Origin of the sequence: Microbacterium sp. NPDC012755, from assembly GCF_042901325.1 — a bacterium.
In the GTDB taxonomy this organism is placed as follows: Bacteria; Actinomycetota; Actinomycetes; order Actinomycetales; family Microbacteriaceae; genus Microbacterium; species Microbacterium natoriense.
The window spans coordinates 3,464,690-3,478,880 of record NZ_JBIBCT010000001.1 but is presented as its reverse complement, the minus strand read 5'-3'; the positions used below and the strand labels follow the sequence as shown (position 1 = coordinate 3,478,880).

Annotated in this window: 13 protein-coding genes; 10 read left to right on the top strand and 3 right to left on the bottom strand. The window is 67.8% G+C overall.

What is annotated here, in order from left to right; genetic code table 11:
- Positions 1 to 46: 46 nt before the first annotated feature.
- The 10 genes from obgE (at position 47) to ACFY5A_RS16245 (ending at position 7,551) form a co-directional block, all read left to right on the top strand.
- Positions 47 to 1,546 carry a GTPase ObgE gene (gene obgE / locus ACFY5A_RS16290; protein ID WP_341941939.1) on the top strand — a complete coding sequence of 500 codons (1,500 nt, stop codon included), beginning with the start codon at positions 47 to 49 and terminating at the stop codon, positions 1,544 to 1,546.
- On the top strand, positions 1,543 to 2,328 hold the full coding sequence (gene proB / locus ACFY5A_RS16285; protein WP_105674483.1) for a glutamate 5-kinase: 786 nt from the start codon (positions 1,543 to 1,545) through the stop codon (positions 2,326 to 2,328). Before obgE ends, proB begins: the two co-directional genes overlap by 4 nt.
- 9 nt (positions 2,329 to 2,337) lie before the next feature.
- On the top strand, positions 2,338 to 3,591 hold the full coding sequence (locus tag ACFY5A_RS16280; protein ID WP_387235597.1) for a glutamate-5-semialdehyde dehydrogenase: 1,254 nt from the start codon (positions 2,338 to 2,340) through the stop codon (positions 3,589 to 3,591).
- A 52-nt stretch (positions 3,592 to 3,643) separates the two neighbouring features.
- Positions 3,644 to 3,868, top strand: coding sequence for a hypothetical protein (locus ACFY5A_RS16275; RefSeq protein ID WP_105674487.1), 225 nt, complete (start codon positions 3,644 to 3,646; stop codon positions 3,866 to 3,868).
- A 6-nt stretch (positions 3,869 to 3,874) separates the two neighbouring features.
- A complete protein-coding gene (gene nadD, locus ACFY5A_RS16270) occupies positions 3,875 to 4,477 on the top strand; it encodes a nicotinate-nucleotide adenylyltransferase (protein WP_105674489.1) in 603 nt (200 codons plus the stop codon).
- On the top strand, positions 4,474 to 5,688 hold the full coding sequence (locus tag ACFY5A_RS16265; RefSeq protein ID WP_387235594.1) for a hypothetical protein: 1,215 nt from the start codon (positions 4,474 to 4,476) through the stop codon (positions 5,686 to 5,688). The genes nadD and ACFY5A_RS16265 overlap by 4 nt, the downstream gene beginning before the upstream one ends.
- A gap of 4 nt (positions 5,689 to 5,692) precedes the next feature.
- Positions 5,693 to 6,064, top strand: a complete 372-nt coding sequence (gene rsfS / locus ACFY5A_RS16260) for a ribosome silencing factor (protein WP_105674495.1) — start codon at positions 5,693 to 5,695, stop codon at positions 6,062 to 6,064.
- 1 nt (position 6,065) lies between these two features.
- Positions 6,066 to 6,755 carry an SDR family oxidoreductase gene (locus ACFY5A_RS16255; protein ID WP_341941942.1) on the top strand — a complete coding sequence of 230 codons (690 nt, stop codon included), beginning with the start codon at positions 6,066 to 6,068 and terminating at the stop codon, positions 6,753 to 6,755.
- A 101-nt stretch (positions 6,756 to 6,856) separates the two neighbouring features.
- Positions 6,857 to 7,141 (top strand): hypothetical protein, encoded by a 285-nt coding sequence (locus ACFY5A_RS16250; protein WP_105674499.1) that lies wholly within the window; start codon positions 6,857 to 6,859, stop codon positions 7,139 to 7,141.
- A gap of 164 nt (positions 7,142 to 7,305) precedes the next feature.
- The gene (locus ACFY5A_RS16245; protein WP_341941943.1) at positions 7,306 to 7,551 is read left to right on the top strand and encodes a hypothetical protein; all 246 of its coding nucleotides are present in this window, start codon (positions 7,306 to 7,308) and stop codon (positions 7,549 to 7,551) included.
- Positions 7,552 to 8,039: 488 nt separating this feature from the next.
- Here the strand turns inward: ACFY5A_RS16245 and eccCa are convergent, their stop codons facing one another.
- The 3 genes from eccCa to ACFY5A_RS16230 all read right to left on the bottom strand — a co-directional run bounded on the left by eccCa (position 8,040) and on the right by ACFY5A_RS16230 (position 13,968).
- Positions 8,040 to 11,933: a type VII secretion protein EccCa gene (gene eccCa, locus ACFY5A_RS16240; protein WP_387235590.1), complete on the bottom strand. Its 3,894-nt coding sequence runs from the start codon at positions 11,931 to 11,933 to the stop codon at positions 8,040 to 8,042.
- Positions 11,930 to 12,463, bottom strand: coding sequence for a hypothetical protein (locus ACFY5A_RS16235; RefSeq protein ID WP_341941945.1), 534 nt, complete (start codon positions 12,461 to 12,463; stop codon positions 11,930 to 11,932). Before ACFY5A_RS16235 ends, eccCa begins: the two co-directional genes overlap by 4 nt.
- A gap of 221 nt (positions 12,464 to 12,684) precedes the next feature.
- Positions 12,685 to 13,968, bottom strand: a complete 1,284-nt coding sequence (locus ACFY5A_RS16230; protein ID WP_387235586.1) for an EsaB/YukD family protein — start codon at positions 13,966 to 13,968, stop codon at positions 12,685 to 12,687.
- Between the last annotated feature and the right edge of the window lie 223 nt (positions 13,969 to 14,191).

Sequence of the window (14,191 nt, the reverse complement as noted above, 5' to 3'; positions counted from 1 at the left end):
GGGGCGGGCTTCGGCCCGCCCCGAATTCGTCTATGAGGAGAGAGACATGGTCACCTTCGTCGACACCGTGACGCTGCATCTGCGCGCGGGCAAGGGCGGCAACGGCTGTGTCTCCGTGCACCGCGAGAAGTTCAAGCCGCTCGGCGGCCCCGACGGCGGCAACGGCGGAGACGGCGGCGACATCGTGCTCGTCGCCGATCCGCAGACGGGCACCCTGCTGTCGTACCACCACTCGCCGCACCGCTCCTCCGGTAACGGCGGCCCCGGCATGGGCGACCACCGCTCCGGATTCCTCGGCGAGACGCTGGAGCTTCTGGTTCCGGTCGGCACCGTGGTGAAGAACCCCGCGGGCGAGGTCCTGATCGACATGATCATCCCGGGGGAGCGCTTCGTGGTCGCCGCGGGCGGACAGGGCGGTCTGGGCAATGCGGCCCTCGCCACTCCGAAGCGCAAGGCTCCGGGCTTCGCGCTCCTCGGCACTCCCGGCTACGAGGGCGATGTCGTCCTCGAGCTCAAGACCGTCGCCGACGTCGCGCTCGTGGGCTACCCGTCGGCCGGCAAGTCGAGCCTGATCGGCGCGATCTCCGCGGCGCGCCCGAAGATCGCCGACTACCCGTTCACCACGCTGCACCCCAACCTCGGCGTCGTGCAGCAGGGCGACTTCCGGTACACGGTCGCGGATGTGCCCGGTCTCATCGAGGGTGCGAGCGAGGGGCGCGGGCTCGGCCTCGAGTTCCTCCGTCATGTCGAGCGCTGCTCCGCGCTGCTGCACGTCCTCGACTGCGCCACTCTCGAACCGGGGCGCGACCCGATCTCCGATCTCGACGTCATCCTCGCCGAGCTCGCCGCGTACGAGGTCCCCGAGGGGCAGACTCCGCTCCTGGAGCGCCCGCAGCTCATCGCTCTGAACAAGGTCGACGTGCCGGAGGCCCGCGATCTCGCCGAGCTCGTGCGCCCCGAGCTCGAGGCCCGCGGCTTCCGCGTGTTCGAGATCTCCACGGTCTCCCACGAGGGGCTCCGTCCGCTCACCTTCGCGTTGGGCGAGATCGTCGACAAGCACCGGGCCGAGGCCGCTCTCGAGACGCCGCCGGAGCGCGTCGTCATCCGTCCTCGGGGTTCGAAGAAGGACTTCTCGATCCGCGTCGAGGGCGGCACATACGGCAACATCTACCGCATCCTCGGCGAGAAGCCGGTGCGCTGGGTGCAGCAGACCGACTTCCAGAACGAGGAGGCCGTGGGCTTCCTCGCCGACCGACTCGAGAAGCTGGGCGTCGAGGACGAGCTGTTCCGTCTGGGCGCCGTGCAGGGCTCCACCGTCGTGATCGGCGAGGGCGACAGCATCGTCTTCGACTGGGAGCCGACGATGACCTCCGCCGCCGAGCTGATGGCGGCTCCTCGTGGCACCGACCCGCGTCTGGCGCCGAACGCGCGCCGCACCACCTCCGAGCGTCGTGAGCAGTACTACGAGCGCATGGATGCCAAGGCCGAGGCTCGTGCGGAGGTGGAGGCTCAGCGTCTCGCGGCATACCGCGAGGATGAGAAGTGACCGCCCGCACCAGGGCGGACATCGCGACGGCATCCCGCATCGTCGTCAAGGTGGGGTCCTCGTCGATCAGCGGTGAGGCCTCGTGGCGGATCCCGGTTCTCGTGGAGGCTCTCGCCGCCGCTCACGCGCGGGGGTGTGAGGTCATCCTCGTCTCCTCGGGCGCCATCGCCACCGGCATCCCGTTCCTCCGCCTCGACGCGCGGCCGACCGACCTCGCCACGCAGCAGGCCGCAGCGGCCGTCGGGCAGAACATCCTCGTCTACCGGTATCAGGAGGCCATGCGCCCCTTCGACATCGTCGCGGGGCAGGTGCTCCTCACCACAGGCGACCTGGAGAACCCGACGTCGCGCAGCAACGCCCGACGGGCGATGGAGCGGCTTCTCGGACTGCGCATCCTCCCCATCGTGAACGAGAACGACACCGTGGCCACGCAGGAGATCCGCTTCGGCGACAACGACCGGCTGGGAGCGCTCGTCGCACAGCTGATCGAAGCCGACGCGCTCGTGCTGCTCAGCGACATCGAGTCGCTGTACACGAAGCCGCCGACCGACCCCGGTGCCGAGCCCATCGACGTCGTCGCTCCCGACGCCGACCTGTCGGGTCTGGAGTTCGGCTCGACGGTCGTCAACAGCGTCGGCACCGGGGGAGCGGCCACCAAGGTCTCCGCCGCGCGGCTCGCGGCGGCATCGGGGATCGGCGTTCTCGTGACGAGCGCCGACCTCGTCGACCAGGCCCTCGCCGGCGCCGAAATAGGGACCTGGTTCGCGCCTGCGGTCTCCTAGACTGACGGGATGACCGACCTGACCCCGCAGGTGCGCCTGGAGCGCGCCAAGGAGGCCTCCCGCGCCACCGCCGCGCTCACCAGCGACGACAAGGCCCGCGTCCTCGAATCGATCGCCGTGGCGCTCGAGCAGAACGCGCCGCGCATCATCGAGGCGAACGCCGCGGACATCGTCCGGGGTCGGGAGAGCGGCATCGGTGAATCGCTGATCGACCGGCTCCGTCTCGACGAGAAGCGGGTGTCGGCCCTCGCCGCAGCCGTCCGCGAGGTCGCTGCCCTCGCCGATCCCGTCGGCAGGGTCGTTGGCGGGCATCGGATGCCGAACGGCGTCTCGCTCGAGCAGGTCAGGGTCCCGTTCGGGGTCGTCGGCGCGATCTACGAGGCGCGCCCCAACGTCACGGTCGACATCGCCGCTCTGGCACTGCGTTCCGGCAACGCCGTCGTCCTCCGCGGCGGCAGCGCCGCCCTGGAGTCGAACACGGTCCTCGTCGCGATCATGCGCGAGGCGCTCGAGAGCGCCGGCCTCACCGCCGAGGCCATCCAGACCGTCGACGACTTCGGTCGCGACGGCGCCAAGGCCCTCATGCACGGCCGCGGGTTCATCGACGTGCTCGTGCCCCGCGGCAGCGCTGGTCTCATCGAGACCGTCGTCACCGAGTCCACCGTCCCCGTCATCGAGACCGGCGCTGGCGTCGTGCACATCGTGCTCGACGAGAGCGCGCCCGACGACTGGGCGCGCGACATCGTCGTGAACGCGAAGGTGCAGCGTCCCAGCGTGTGCAATGCGGTCGAGACGGTGCTGGTGCACCGTCAGGCAGCCCCGCGCCTCATCCCTCTCGTTGCGAGCGCCCTGCAGAGCGAGGGCGTCGCGATCCACGGAGACGACATCGTCGCAGGGCTCGTGTCGAACGTGATCCCGGCGACCGAGGAGGACTGGGCGACCGAGTACCTCAGCCTCGACATCGCGATGAAGGTCGTCGACTCGCTCGACGACGCGCTGGAGCACATCCGGCGCTACAGCACCGGGCACACCGAGTCGATCATCTCCACCGATTCCCGCAGCATCGAGCGCTTCCTGGCGGAGGTGGACTCCGCCGTCGTGATGGCGAACGCCTCCACGCGCTTCACCGACGGCGGGGAGTTCGGGTTCGGCGCCGAGGTGGGCATCTCCACGCAGAAGCTTCACGCACGAGGTCCGATGGGGCTCGCCGAGCTGACCAGCACGAAGTGGTTGGCGCGTGGATCAGGGCAGACCCGCGGCTGAGGACTAGACTAGGGGGCGCTGTACCGCCCGAAGGTCATGAATTGGAGCCAGGATGAACCTCGTCGCACAGATCGCGATGGCCGCCGCCGAAGCCGAGCATGAGGGCAACATCCCGCTCGAGACCGTGATCTTCGGCATCGTCGCCGTGATCGTGTTCACCGCGCTCGCGCTGGTCACGCTCTCCTACAAGAACGTCGCCAACCGCCACTCGGCGAAGGCCGAGGCGTTCGCCGCGAAGCACGGCAAAGACGGCCACGAGGCAGGACACGGCCACTAGGCCCACATGAGCACCACGACCTCGCGCCCGGCGCGCATCGGCGTGATGGGCGGGACGTTCGATCCGATCCATCACGGGCACCTGGTTGCCGCCAGCGAGGTCGCGCACTCCTTCGGCCTCGACGAGGTCGTCTTCGTGCCGACGGGAGTTCCCTGGCAGAAGTCCGACGTCACGCCCAGTGAGCACCGCTATCTGATGACCGTGATCGCGACGGCATCCAACCCGCAGTTCACGGTCAGCCGGGTCGACATCGACCGCGAGGGCCCGACCTACACGATCGACACCCTGCGCGACCTCAAGCGCGACCGGCCGGATGCGGAGCTCTTCTTCATCACCGGAGCCGACGCCGTGGCGCAAATTCTCAGTTGGAGGGACCATGATGAGTTGTGGGAGCTGGCCCATTTCGTCGCGGTCTCTCGCCCAGGGCATGTCCTGAGCACAGACGGCCTCCCACCCGGTGACGTCAGCCAGCTCGAGGTTCCGGCGCTGTCGATCTCATCGACGGCCTGCCGTGAGCGGGTGCACGACGGAGAGCCGGTCTGGTACCTCGTTCCCGACGGGGTCGTTCAATACATCGCGAAGCATCATCTGTATCGGAGCAAGGCATGAGTACATCGGATCAGCAGGAGCAGGGTCCGCTGACGCGAAAGCAGCTGCGGGAGATCCGGTTGACGGGTTCGACCCCGGTCATCACGGAGGAGGAGGCCGCGGCCGCTGCTGCCGCGCCGACGATCCCCCCTGCACCGCCGCTTCCGCGTGCCGCCGAGCCTGTCGAGGTCGCGCCTGCTCCCGTCGCGGATGCCGATGTCGATCCGGGCTCCGCACCGCTCACGCGCCGACAGGCCCGAGAGCAGGAGCGCATCAAGACCGCCTCCGTGCCGGTGATCGGCGGAGACGTCGACGATGACAGCACTGCGGATGCCGCGGACGACGCCGTCGAGGCAGACGCCGTCGAGGCCGAGGTCGTCGAAGAAGCTCCGGCCGAGGAGATCGTCTCAGCGGTTCCCACCTTCGCTCCGCCTGTCCCGGGCTCTTCCGACGACGACCTCGACGACGACCTCGGCGATCAGGTCGACGTCGCCCCCGTGAGTGCGGCGGCGGCCGTCGAGACCGCCGGCGACGTGCCGATGCACGCCGATGCCGAGAGCGCTGCGGAGCCGGTGGAGATCGACCTGGGGCACGTCGACGACGATCCCGTTGTGGCGGTCGCCGCCCTCGGCATCGAGGTCGAGGAGCCGGACGACGAGCACGACGAGGATGACGTCCTCGCCGACGCCGCGGCGGGGGATGACGACGTCATCTCCGAAGACGAGCGCCCGACCGTCAGCCCCGAGTTCGGCAGCGGACTGCTCGCCGATGACGCCGAGGCGCAGAAGCTGACCGTGCCGTCGTTCGACGAGTTGCTCACGTCGAACGACTCCAGCGGCTCCCAGCACTCCGCCTCCAACACCCTGATCTTCAACCCTCCGTCGGGGGAGGCCACGCTCGACGGTCCTGTCGCGTCCACGGGCGAGATCCTCGTCACCGGCTCCTACGAGCTGCCCCAGGGCATCGGCTCGCAGGGCCACGCACACGGCATCGCCGACGGCAAGGAGGTCGACGCCGTGCTCATCGACGGAGAGCTGCCTCCTGCGTCCTCTCCCACACCGATCGCCGCCAGCTCGGCGATCAGCACCATCAAGCCCGCCGGCGAGGTCATCCGCCCGCCGGCGCCCGAAAAGGGCAACAAACTCATGCTCACCCTGATAATCGTGGCGGGTGGTCTCGCCCTCGCGGTGGGCGTCGTCGTGGTCATCGCTCTCACCACGAAACTGATCTGATCTGATGCAATCACCTGAAACCGCCGAAGAGATGCTGCAGCTCGCAGTAGACGCCGCCGTCAGCAAGGGCGGAGAGGATCTGGTCGCGCTCAACGTGTCGGAGCCGCTGCCGCTCGTCGACATCTTCCTGCTCGTCACCGGCAACAGCGAGCGCAACGTCGCCGCCATCGCCGACGAGATCGAGGACAAGCTCATCGAGTCCGGACACAAGCGGGTCCGCCGTGAGGGACGTGCGGAGGCCCGCTGGGTGCTGCTCGACTTCGGCGACCTCATCGTGCACGTCTTCCACCAGGAGGAACGGGTCTACTACGGCCTCGAGCGCCTGTGGAAGGACTGCCCCGTGGTCCCGTTCGAGCTCGCCGCCGACCCCGCCTGACATGGCTGCGCACCTGATCACCGGAGCGGGCTCCGGCATCGGTGCGGTGGTCGCCCGTCGGCTGCTCGACCGTGGCGACGACGTGATCCTGCTGGTCAGGGATGCCGGGCGCGCCCGTCAGCTCGCCGAGCGGTTCCCCGGTGCGTCCACGCTCGTCGGTGACCTCGCCGTTCCGGGTCGCCTGTCGTGGGCGCTGTCGAAGCAGGCTCTTCCTGACCGGCTCGACTCGCTGATCCACGTCGCGGGCGTCGTCGACCTCGGTTCCGTCGCCGACCTTCCGCCCTCGCTGTGGGAGCAGCAGCTCGCGGTGAACCTGGTGGGCCCGGCCGAGCTGACGAGGCTCCTCCTTCCGGTGCTGCGGGTGTCGCAGAGCCGCGTGGTGTTCGTCAACTCCGGTGCTGGGCTGCACGCCCATGCCGGATGGTCGGCGTACGCCGCCTCCAAGCACGGTCTGAAGGCCCTGGCCGACGCTCTGCGGGCCGAAGAGGCCGAGCACGGGGTCAAGGTCACCTCGATCTACCCGGGGCGCACAGCGACGCCCATGCAGGAGCGCGTGCACCAGCAGGAGGGGCGTGAGTACGATGCCTCGCGGTTCATCGCCCCCGAGTCCGTCGCCGAGACGATCCTCCTGGCGCTCGATCTCCCCGACGACGCCCACCTCACGGAACTGACGGTCCGACCGAACGGCTGAGAGACGCTGTCGCGGAGCGGCCCGGATGTCAAGGGTCTACCATCGCCGCATCCGCTGGGCGAGACTCCCTCACGGGGAGAGAGTCTTGGAGGGCCCACCAGATGTCCGTCGATCCTGATCCGCGCTTCGTGCTGCATCGCCTCACGCCGTCAGAGTGGGTGATCAACGACCTGCGCTACGAGGCGGACGACACCCGGCATGTCGTCGCCTGCGTGTACGAGCTCGCCCCGACGGAGGTCGAGGTGGTGTGGCTCCGGGAGCTCCCGCTGTCGAGCACCTACGGCACACCGTTCGAGGTCCTCGAGCAGATCGAACGGATCCAGGGGACGAGCAGAGCGACGCGGCCGGTGCCGATCCCGCACCGCCCGCCGCCTCGGGCACGCTGACGCGGAGACGGGAAAAGCCCCTGGCGAACCAGGGGCTTTCTCGGTGGACCTGAGGGGACTCGAACCCCTGACCCCCTGCATGCGGTGCGTGCAGTCTGGTCCTTTCTCGTCGTTGGTCGTTCCCTACGGATTCTAGGCATCCTGCGCCCGTTTGTCTTCCTCGGATGCTGGTCGTTCCCGGTCATTTCGCGTTGTTTGTGGGGAGTTTGTGGGGAGCGCTGGGCCGGATCCAGGCGGGGCCTACGAGCGGCATTGTGGTCGATGTGCTTTCGGGCGGCGCGACTGCTGCAAGGAACAAACTCACGGCCAGCTTCCGCTCGTCGACGATGTGTATCGAGACGATGCTCGAAGGCACGACGAAGTCGGTCAGGGGCACCGCAGATGATGGAGAGGGGAATGCTGGACGATGAGCCGGTGATGCTCACGCGGTGGACGCGCCGGCCCGCAGGAGCCGAGGACTCTCTCGTCGCTGAAGACGAGCATCCCGCCGAGGCACGATGGCGCGCCAACAATCTCAGTAGCGCAGAGTGATCGCAGGAGAGGCGTCCACGCCATCCTGGTCGTCGCCGCATCATGCATCGTGTCGGTCAGCGGGCTTGTTGTTTTGGGATTCGCGGTCGTCGGTGGTTGACGCTTCAGCGAGGTGAGGTCTGATCCTGTCCGAGAGCGAGCACCGCGACCAGGCGCATCACGGTCTGCGGGAACGACTCTGACCAGGGCGAGGCAACCACTGAATCGTCGTTCACATTGGCGCGAGCGGCGCATGGACAGCGACGAGATCACTTGTGATCAGGTTTCCAGGACGGCCGTGGTCTGCTCCGCAGTGAACTGGCCGTCGTCAGAGCTGTTCGAGCGGGCGGGCGCGGGCGCAGGGGACCAGTTACCCTGCGTCTCGCCGTCAGATTCTGTGCGCGATCTGGATGAGTCGAGGTGGCTGCCCTCGTCGGACGAGTGTCGCGCGTCCGGGGACCGCGTGGGTGGCGTGGACGCCGGGCCAGAGGGGGCCTTCGGCTCTTTCGCCGGACAGGATGATCCCGGTGCCGCCGGTGTCTTTCACGGTGAGGATCGCCCGTTCGAACAGTGCGCGTGCGGCTCCGGCGACAGGGCGGGTGAGGATGACGGTGAACTTGAGATCGCGGGAGGACGCGAAGTACGGCAGTAGCGGGTCGAGGGGGCTGTCTCCGCCGGACGAGAGAATGTCGTAGTCATCGACGATGAGCACGATTCGCAGTGTCGTGGGGGCGTTGTCGTTCTGACGCTTGTCCAGCTCGTGCGCGAGAGCTGCGGCGAGTTGCCGTGCTTTGGTGATGTTGTTCGCGTGCCCGCCAAGATAGTCGTCAGGCACCGAAGTGGAGAGCCCGCTGCGCGGTTCCATGAGGGCGATGACGAGTTCCTCGGGTGAGTGCCGGTGGATGAGGGTTGTGAGGACCTGGCGAAGGAAGGTGGTCTTGCCGCTGGCGGCGTCCCCCAGAACGAGGATGTGTTGGTCGGTGCTTTCCAGGTCCAGGAGCGCTGGCTCCATGGTGTCTTGCCGGAGACCGATCGGTAGCCGGTCTGGCTCGTCGAACTCGTCGGGCATCGTGTCGGGGCTGAGGTCCTCTGGCAGGAGGCGGATGGGGGAGGCGGCGGGCCCCTGCCAGGAGGCCGCGGTCTGCTTCGCGAGCTCGGTGAGAGCGTCTCCGATGTGGTCGTCGTCGACGTCGTTGATGGTGGGAAGAGCAATCTGACCGAACAGGCGTGTGTCGGTGAGGGAACGCCCCGGCTGGGTGCTGCGAATCGTCTCGGCGAGTTTGCGGGCCACGGCCGACTCGGTGGGGTCGTTGAGGCGCAGCTCGAGTCGGTTACCGATGAGGGGTTGAAGGCTCATTGTGACCTCGCTCCAGCGGGTCAGAGCGAGGACGAGGTGGAGGCCGAAGCTTCCGCCGCGGGTGAGGAGGTCGGCGAGCTTGTCCGCGAGGTTCTCGAATTCGGTACGGACGAGCCCGTACCCGTCGATGAGGACGACGACGTCGGGAGAGACGATAGACGGCAGCTCACCGGACGCGTGCTTGTTGCGGAACTGGGCGAGCGACTCGATGCGGTGGCTGCGGAAGAGTCGCTCTCGCTCGGCGATCATCAGGTGAAGTTCTTCCAGAAGCCGGAGCTGCTGTTCACGATTCGCACGGGTGGCGATGCCGCCGACGTGAGGGAAGTCTTCGAGACGGGAAAGACCAGAACCGGTCAGGTCGAGACCATAGATCGTCACCTGCTTGGGTGTATGTGTGGTCGCGATTCCGGCTGCGAACGTGCGCAGGAAAGTGGTGCGTCCAGACTGCGGCGCGCCGACAACGGCGAAGTGTCCCCCGGACCTGGTCAGATCGAGCTCCCATACGCCCTGCGTCTGCCTGGCGGGCTCATCGAGAACGCCGATCGGGACGTGCAGGAGCTGGGGGTCTCGTCCTCCGAGAACCCGGAAGAGCGGCATCCGGTCAGGCAAGGGAGGCAACCACACGGGCGGCGTCGTGAGCACTCCTGCTCGGAGCCGGGACACACACTCGTCTAGCAGGGCGGGCCCGTCCGATACGCCGGACAGGGCGGGGGCATCGTGGCCGGTTGCACCCTGCTCGATCGTGTTGTACCGGGGTTGGACGAACGGGCCCCATTTGGCGTCGTCGGCTTGGAGCTGCGTCGCCGGTCTTGGGACCGGGCCGGAGACGTAGGCAGCTTTGAACCGTGTGTAGACGGTGGTGTCCACCTTGAGGTATCCGTACCCGGGGATCGGGGGCAGATGAAACGCGTCCGGGGTTTCGAGGATGACGCTCGACTCCTGTTCGGAGAACGTGCGCAGGCCGATGCGGTAGGAGAGGTATGTGTCGAGTCCGCGTAGACGGCCACCTTCGATCCGTTGGCTGGCAAGCAGGAGATGGATGCCGAGCGCCCGGCCGATCCGTCCGATCTGAAGAAGCAGGTCGATGAAGTCCGGTTCTGCGGTGAGGAGCTCGCCGAACTCGTCGATCACGACGAAAAGGTGCGGCAGCGCGGGCATATCGGGGTTCTTGTCCCGGGCGTCGCGGTAGTCGGTGATCGAAGAGAACGAGCCGGCATCTTTCAGCAGTCGCTGACGGCGGACGATCTCTCCTTCGAGGGAGGACTTGGCGCGCTGGATGAGCTGGGCGTCGTCGGCGAGGTTGTCGATGAGCCCGGCGATGTGCGGCAGAGACTGGAACGGCGTGAACGCGGCGCCGCCTTTGTAGTCAACCAGGATCATCGATAGGTCGTCGGGACCGTGCGTCAGCGCAAGGCTGAGGATCAGTGTGCGGAGGAATTCGCTCTTGCCGGATCCTGTGGCGCCGATGCAGATCCCGTGTGGTCCCATTCCACCGTGTGCGGACTCTTTCAGGTCGATGTGCACGGGGGATCCATCGTCTCCGACCGCCACAGGCACTCGGAGGAACTCCGTTCTGCTCTGCGGACGCCACCGCGCGGGAGAGAGATCGTCGATGCTCGTGATGCCGAGGAGGTCGAGCGCGTCCTGCTCCTGCTCGGTGCCTTCCTCCCGCTTCGATGCCGCGGACAGCCGGAAGGGCGCGATGCGTGACGTGAATCCCGCGAACAGGTCGAGAGCGAGGCTGTCCGGGCGGACCCTCTCGGCGGGTGCGGCCACGGCGGGGGTGGTGTCGATGCGGAGAACTGGCTCAGGGCCATGGTCGATGGTCAGTCGGATGCTGGTGTCGCTCGGTTCGTGGAGCCGGTCTCGGACGATGCTGATGATGGTGATGCCCAGCTGGGCAGGGGAGAACCCGTCTGGCATCGGTATCGATGACGCCTCGCAGGAGGTGTCATCGATGATCAACAGGAGCGGTCTCTCGACCGTGCCAAGCAGGTTCCCGTTGCGCTGCCGGACCGCGGCGCGCGCCGCCCGTGCGGTGACATCGTCCCGGACCAGCGCCATCAGCTCAGAGGGATCCTGTGCGACGCGCCGCGCCGAAACGGGACCGTCCCAGACATCCAGGAGCGCGTGGGGCAGCAGATCGAATCCGGTGAACGCGTCTATCTGATCGGGCGGCGAGGCGAGCCCAATCTGAAGGTCCTCGGGCGCGTGGGTCGACGCGAGCTGCGCAATCAATGAGCGAACCAGTCCGGTGGTGTGCTGTGGATCACCGACCACCGAGACGATCCCGGCCTGACGAAGCGGGACTGTGGCAGGCATGCCTGCGATGCGCGACTGACCGGCGATCACGTTCCGTGCCTCCCCGACCATGATCGAGTCGAACGGTTGCACCGGGGTGGACTCGAGGGGAAGGGAGAGCGAGAACCAGTCGACGTCACCGATCCCGACCCGGGTCACGAGGAAGTCGGCATCACGGCGGCGGCGCTGCCAGATCCGCTCCGGGTCGCCCAGCATCTCAGCAAGCCGTTCCGGTGCCGGATGGATCCGCAACGCCTGGGTCCGCGCTCGATCCTGCTGGCCGCGGAGTTCCCCGCGAAGGTCCTCAAGATAGTCGAGATACCGTTCACGCTCTCTGAGCCGTGCGCGGGCGACCTGTCCTCGTTGTCCCACAGCCATTCCGATGCCGCCCACAAGCGCCACGGTCAGCACGAGAGCACCGACGACCACCATTATCGGATTGGCGCGCAGCACGACGATCATGATGATCGACGACAACGATCCGAACACGGGAAGCAGCGTCCGAAGCGGGATACCGCCAGGGACGGCGTCGCCCTGCTGCGGGGGAGCCGCGATCACCCTCGGTTCCGGTCGCGCGAGCGGCGCCTCGATACGCGCCGGACGGTGGATATGCCGGACGTTCACATCTGCTCCTCGGCGCTGAAGCCTGCCCGACGTACGGCAGCCGCCATTGCCCGTGCCATGGTCATCGTCGTACGGGCCGGGGCACGCCCGGCGGCCATCGCGGCATCGTGGCGGAAAGCGAGGAGCGGGATGGGCAGTCGCGGGGTGACTTGCCGCGGCCAGCTCGAGCGTCTGCCTGCGATGTCGGACAGCACCACGATCGCACGGCAGTCGTCGAGCTGCGCCTCCGCAGCACGCGCGAATGCGATCGCAGACTCTGCGGAGTCCCGCTCCCAGCTGCCTGCGACGCAGACGACGTGCCCGGTGAGCGCGGCATCCGTCGCGTCAGGGAGGGAGAGCGCGCCCCAATCGGTGCTCACGATGTCGAAGTGGCGCACGACCGGGGCGACGACCCGATGCCAGTCCGCGGTCGTGCCGCGTTCGAAGGACATGGCGACGATCCCGTTCTGTTCCCGCATCCATGCACGTGTGTCGGCGGGAATGCGAGCGAAGGACTCTTCGGACAGCGGCGCCCCTTCGCGAAGGATCATGCTCCCAGACTGCCCAGGGCGGGTGTCGACCGAGAGCACCCGCCCCCTCCGTCCTCTGCTCAGTTCGCGCACGGTGAGCGCCGCAACGGTGGACAGACCGGTACTCCGTTCCGTGGCGACGAACGAGCATCGAACGCTCCGTCCTACAGACGCCGTGATCGTGGTCAGCTCGTCGATCAGGACGTGCTGCGCCGCCGCCGTCGGACGTGTCGCAGACATGGTCATGAGAACACCGCCAGCAGGAGGGAGTAGACCCCGAACACGCCGAGGAGCATCGGCAGCATTGACAGCGCGGCGATGGCCTCGAGGAGATCCCCGAATCGCCGCCAACGGACCCGTCCGTGGGGGCGGGGACGAAGAGTGCCGAGGAGAAGCACCAGCAGCGCGGCGATGAGACCGAACCCGACGAGCACAGAGTCAGGCCACGGGTGAGGGAGCAGGGTCGCCGTGATGACGCCGACAAGCGCCGCGATCCACAGCGCCCACGCTTGAACGGCATGAGGCATCACCCGGGTTCGCAACATGAGAATGAGCAACAGGGCGGCTCCGAGCAGCACGGCGAACACGTCGCCGCTGGCGAAGAGCACGGCGAGCGCGAAGGCCCCGAACCCCGCGACGGCGAAGACCGCCCAGGAGAAAAGACCATATGCGTCAGCAACCCGCGTCAGGATGGAGGCGCGTGACACGGGGGTTCCCGCGAGCCCCAGGTCATCGAGCGCCGTGACCCCAGAGATCGCCAGCGCCACTGACGGCAGCGAGCCAAGCAGCAGCACGACGCACACCGCCACGATCGCCGCGGCACCGGACGGGCTCGCCCCGCACAGCGAGGAGACGAGCACAATGACGGACAAACCGGTTCCCACTGCGCCCCCGACGGCTGCGCGCCGTGACCCTGCGGCCCCGAGAGCGATCCATGTCAGCCCCATTCCCAACGGAACGACCGACCACGGAGACAGGAGAGGAAAGCCCTCCTGCATGACGGCGACCAGCTGAGGGACGGCGCCCAGGGCCGGTGCGACCGCGACGAGGCCTATGCGAGCCGACTTCACCCAGCCAAGAACTACAGCGAGGATGACGAAGGCGGCGAAGAGGACGGGGGCAAGCCAGAGCGCATCCGGGACGCTGCGCACCACGAGCAGGGACAGGACGCAGAGCGACACTCCGGTCGCTACCGCGCGGTGGACGCTGTTCCATCCGTGCACGGCGGCGTCCTGCCGTTCTGCGACCGTATCGGTGACGTCTGAAACCTCCGGCGGCGCGGGCGCATCGGATGCGGGAAGAAGCCGAAAGATCGCCCCGTCGAGGACGCCCTGCGCGGCCAGAGTGTCAGAGATGGGGGTCTCGGTGCCGAGCAGCGACACGAGGACGTGTCCGTCAGCGGTCGGCGGTTCGCGGAGGAGGTCCGTCACTTCGGGAAGCAGAACGGCGAGCGGTTCGTCGGAGGGGAGTACCAGCGTCGCTCTGCGCGTCGAGCCGATGATCGTGACTCGGGTGAACTCTGTCATGGGGTCTTATCCTCCACAGAGGTCGAGGAGCTCGGGGCAGGCGAGGCCTGCGAGATCACACTCATGGCGAAGGAGACGCCGACGCAGATCGCGCACACGACTGCCGCGATCACGAGGCTCCCGACGAGGCGTCCGACAAGCGTCGACACTCCTCGCCGCACTCCGTCGGTACCGCCGAGGAACGCGCCGCGCAGACGGCCGCGATGAATGCGAACAGCCTCTA